The sequence below is a fragment of the Peptoniphilus sp. genome (assembly GCF_050943655.1).
GTDB lineage: Bacteria > Bacillota > Clostridia > Tissierellales > Peptoniphilaceae > Peptoniphilus_A.
Genome location: NZ_JBMNPQ010000093.1, coordinates 1 through 4,567, shown reverse-complemented (window position 1 = coordinate 4,567; position 4,567 = coordinate 1). Strand labels below are relative to the sequence as shown.

Here is a 4,567-nt window from a genome sequence, read left to right as displayed (position 1 = left end):
GTCTTAAACTTCATATTAAAGTAATCTCCCTGCTGTAAAATTTTCATTGTTAATTATAAATCTAGTAATTTTGCATAAACCTTATAATCTTTATACACGAATAGTTATTAATTTAGTATAGAGCCTTTAATTTTGATATCATCTGAATCTTTTTTTGTTTCTTGTGATGATAGAGAGTTATCTTTTTTATCTTGTTCTACTACACTACTGTCTTTTACCAAAGAGTTTTTCTTTAAATCTTCTCTCTGCTTCTTACCGCCCTCTGTAATGCCTTTAATGTATACAGTATTGTTATCCCAATCAACTTCCATTCCCATTGCTTCAGATATAAATCTAATAGGAACATACGTGCGTCCATCATATAAAATTGCTGGTGCATCTAATTCTTTAGTATTAGACTCTTTTCCATCTGTAGAACTAATTGTCGCTACATTAGAACCTATTTCTAATTGAATTACGTTATAAATACCGCCAATAAATATACCTTGCTTATTGTCTTTACTAACAGAGAAACGAATTGTAGATCCTAAATTTTCTGAAATATAGCGAGCTGGTACCATTACTCTGTCAGTATTCTTATCTATATATGCTCTTCCCATATCTTCTGGTATATTTTGCATTACATCATTAATAGAGATATTAACTTTAGTGTCACTAGCTTCCTTTGGTAGTTTTCCAGCTGCAAAAATGTTCATATTTAATGCTGCCAAAAATACAGTTAGTATTGCAAAACTTTTAAACGATTTTTTCATATAATCACTCCTTAATAAAATTATTGTATCAAATCCTATAGAATTTTTCATTTATCTTTGGTTATAAAATTATGTCATTTTCAAGTCATTATAAAATTATTTTTTATTATCTTTCGTATCGTCTTCTATATCACTATCTTTATCTTGGGTCATAGTTATATTAGATAGAGGATTTGATTTTACCATGTTTTTTAACTGGTCATCATTGACATGTGTGTATATTTCTGTTGTATTTACAGACTCGTGGCCTAGAATTTCTTGAAGTGACCTAATGTCTGCATTTCCATACTCATACATAAGTGTCGCAGCAGTATGTCTCAGTTTGTGAACAGAGTACTTTGAAGTATCTAATCCACTATTCTTCATGTGTTTTTCAATCATGTGCTGAATAGATCTATTGCTCATTCTATTTTGTCTCATTGACAAGAACAAAGCGTCCTCTTTCACCTCTGGCCTGAATTTTAAATATCTATTTATGGCATCAATACAGGCCTTATTTAAGTAGATTGTCCTCTCCTTATTACCTTTTCCCAAAACTGTCAATTGACTTTTATCAGTAATATGACTTACATCAATATTTGATAATTCTGATAGCCTCATGCCACAGTTTAAAAACAGTGTGACTATAGCATAGTCTCGAGTTTTATATACTTCTTTTTGTTTTGAATTTTCGATTGTATTTAAAAGATCAATGCATTGCTCTAAGCTCAAATACACAGGAAGTGTCTTTTCAATTTTTGGCATATCAATATCCTGGACTGGATTATATTTTATTACATCAATTTTATTGAATAGATAACTATAAAACGACTTTACAGATGAGAGTTTCCTAAATTTAGACCTATTAGATATCTTTCGTGTCCTCTCTAAGTAGGAGTTATAAGCATATATATCCTGTTTAGTAACTTCCCCAAGAGTCTTGGCATCAATATCTTCAACTGGAATATCATCAAAAGAAATATCTTCACTGACTAAACCTTTTCTAACTTTTATAAATCTAACAAACATTCTCAAATCGTAATAATATTCCTTAATTGTATTTTCCGAGGACCCTTTTGTAGTTTTCATGTAATCTAAAAAGTCGTCTATTAAATTTGATTGTATCAAAATCTCACCTCCTATAAAAAGAAAAACCTGACTTTAAAAGCCAGGTTTATTTAGCGTATTCAACTGCTCTAGTTTCTCTTATCACATTAACTTTAATTTGACCAGGGAAATCTAGTTCAGATTCAATTCTTTTGGTAATATCTCTTGCCATAATTGTCATTTCAGCTTCAGATATCTTTTCAGGTTTAACAATAATCCTTACTTCTCGACCAGCTTGTACTGCATATGATTTTTCAATTCCGTCAAAATCATTTGCAATTTCTTCAAGTTTTTCTAATCTTTGAATATAAGCTTCGACAGTTTCTCTTCTTGCACCTGGTCTAGCTGCGGAGATAGCATCAGCAGCCTGAACTAAAACTGATTCAACACAATTTGGTTCGACATCTCCATGATGGGATTCAATTGCATTAATAACATATTCAGATTCATTGTATTTTCTTGCAATTTCGACTCCAAGATCAACATGTGGTGCTTCGAAATTTCTGTCTATAGATTTTCCTATATCATGAAGAAGACCGCCACGTTTAGCAAGTTTTACGTCTGCACCAATCTCACTAGCCAAAATACCAGCGATTTCAGAAACTTCAACAGAGTGTTTTAAGTTGTTTTGACCGTAACTTGTTCTGTATTTTAATCTTCCTAAATATTTAATAATTTCAGGATGCAAACCATGTACACCAGCATCATATGCCGCTTGTTCTCCAGATTCCTTGATAATTGTTTCTACTTCTTCTTTAGCTTTTTCAACAGTCTCTTCGATTTTTGTTGGATGGATTCTTCCATCATTTACAAGTTTTTCCAATGCAACTCTTGCTATTTCTCTCCTAATAGGATCAAAACAAGATAGCACGACTGCTTCTGGAGTATCATCAATAATCAAATCAACACCTGTCAAAGACTCGATAGTTCGAATATTACGTCCCTCTCTACCGATAATTCTACCTTTCATTTCATCGTTTGGTAGATTAACAACGGCTACTGTAGATTCAGCAACTTGATCGGCAGCACATCTTTGAATAGCTTGAGCAATTATGTTTCTAGCATATTTACCAGATTCCTCTTTAATTCTGTTTTCGTTTTCTTTAATAATTAAAGCGGATTCATTAGTTATATCTTTTTTGAGTTCGTTTAAAAGAATATCTTTACCTTCATCTCTAGTAAGACCTGCAACTTTTTGAAGTTCTTCTTCACGTTTAGCAATAAGCTCTTCTGCATAGTCTTCCCTATCTCTTAATCCTTCAAGTTTTTTAGAGAGTTTCTCGTCTTTTTTTTCTACTTGAATTGATTTTTGATCGACAAGCTTTTCTTTTGAAAGAATACGATTTTCCATATCTTTTAACTCAACTCTTCTTGCCTTAATCTCAGATTCTTGCTCGCTTCTTAATTTTTGAATCTCTTCTTTAGCTTCAACAAGCAATTCTTTCTTTTGAGTTAATGCTTGATGTTCAGCATCATAAATAATTTTTTTAGATAGCTCTTCAGCATTGTTTAGCTTACCCTCAGAAATATATTTTCTAACAGCATAACCAATGGCTACACCAATTATACATATAATTGCAGATATCAATATTTGTAAACCCAATTTATACACCTCCCATATTTAATTTTCAAGTTTCAAATTTTTAATTTAAAAGCAAAGGCAATTTTTACTTACCTAGAATTAATTGTATATCTTTTAGGCATATAAGTCAAACATATTACAATTTGGAAGGTATATAAATTATTTGTTTTAACGGCTTACAACTGGGACTACAAGCTTATCCCCAGGTTTTAAATTCTCCGATGTAGTTTTATTAATCCTTTCAACTTCAAGTATTAATTTCATCTTGTTGCCATCATTATATTTATCCACAATATTCCATAAATTGTCGCCCTGTTTGACAGTATAAATTACAAAATTATTATTCTCTTTTGCAAAATCTTCCTTTTGAATTACTAAACCAGTATTAAAAATAAATATAAATAATAAAAACATCAAAATTTTAGATTTCTTTAAATAATATCTCTTCTTCATAAGCCACCTCATAAATCATTTAAATGTTCCCAACAAATATTTGTTTCGAAATTAAGTTCTAAACATATGTTAGTCTTAAATTTTTAGTTTGTCAATACATTTTATAGAAAAATTAAACTTTTGTTTGAAATAGATGTTTTTGTATGGTATTATAAATTTAGAGAAGAATAAGTTACGATATCTGGAGGTTATTATGTACGAAGATTTAAATGAAAGACAATTAGGTATACTCTTATATATAAAAAAGTTTTTAGAAAGAAAGGGCTACCCACCTACTGTAAGAGAAATCTGTGCTGGATGTAATATAAAATCTACATCTACAGTTTATTATGCTTTGGAAAAGTTAGAAGATAAAAATTATATTCGAAAAGATGCATCAAAAACTCGCGCAATAGAAATTATAAATCAAAGCGATGATGTACTTATAACAAAGAAAAAGACAACTGATATTCCAATAGTTGGTAAAGTAACTGCTGGTATGCCTATTTTAGCTGTTGAAAATATTGATGACACAATGCCTCTCCCACTTGAATTTGTTAACGATAGAGAATTATTTATATTAAAAGTTTCTGGTGAAAGTATGATTAATGCCGGAATTTTAGATGGAGATTATGTAATAGTTGAAAAGACTAGCACTGCAAAAAATGGTGACAAAGTTCTTGCGCTAATTGATGAAGAAGCAACTATAAAAACT

The 4,567-nt window shown here is 30.5% G+C and carries 5 protein-coding genes; 1 reads left to right on the top strand and 4 read right to left on the bottom strand.

What is annotated here, in order from left to right; genetic code table 11:
- Positions 1 to 107: 107 nt before the first annotated feature.
- The 4 genes from ACOX6R_RS07270 to ACOX6R_RS07255 all read right to left on the bottom strand — a co-directional run bounded on the left by ACOX6R_RS07270 (position 108) and on the right by ACOX6R_RS07255 (position 3,873).
- Positions 108 to 803 carry a copper amine oxidase N-terminal domain-containing protein gene (locus ACOX6R_RS07270; protein ID WP_433448757.1) on the bottom strand — a complete coding sequence of 232 codons (696 nt, stop codon included), beginning with the start codon at positions 801 to 803 and terminating at the stop codon, positions 108 to 110.
- Positions 804 to 848: 45 nt separating this feature from the next.
- A complete protein-coding gene (locus ACOX6R_RS07265; RefSeq protein ID WP_433448755.1) occupies positions 849 to 1,859 on the bottom strand; it encodes a tyrosine recombinase XerC in 1,011 nt (336 codons plus the stop codon).
- A gap of 46 nt (positions 1,860 to 1,905) precedes the next feature.
- Positions 1,906 to 3,441, bottom strand: coding sequence for a ribonuclease Y (gene rny, locus ACOX6R_RS07260; protein ID WP_433448753.1), 1,536 nt, complete (start codon positions 3,439 to 3,441; stop codon positions 1,906 to 1,908).
- A gap of 147 nt (positions 3,442 to 3,588) precedes the next feature.
- A complete protein-coding gene (locus tag ACOX6R_RS07255; RefSeq protein WP_433448751.1) occupies positions 3,589 to 3,873 on the bottom strand; it encodes a LysM peptidoglycan-binding domain-containing protein in 285 nt (94 codons plus the stop codon).
- Between the two features lie 193 nt (positions 3,874 to 4,066).
- On the opposite strand from ACOX6R_RS07255, the gene lexA reads away from it, so the two are divergent.
- Positions 4,067 to 4,567 (top strand): transcriptional repressor LexA (gene lexA, locus ACOX6R_RS07250; RefSeq protein ID WP_433448749.1); only part of this gene is annotated, 501 nt, incomplete at its 3' end.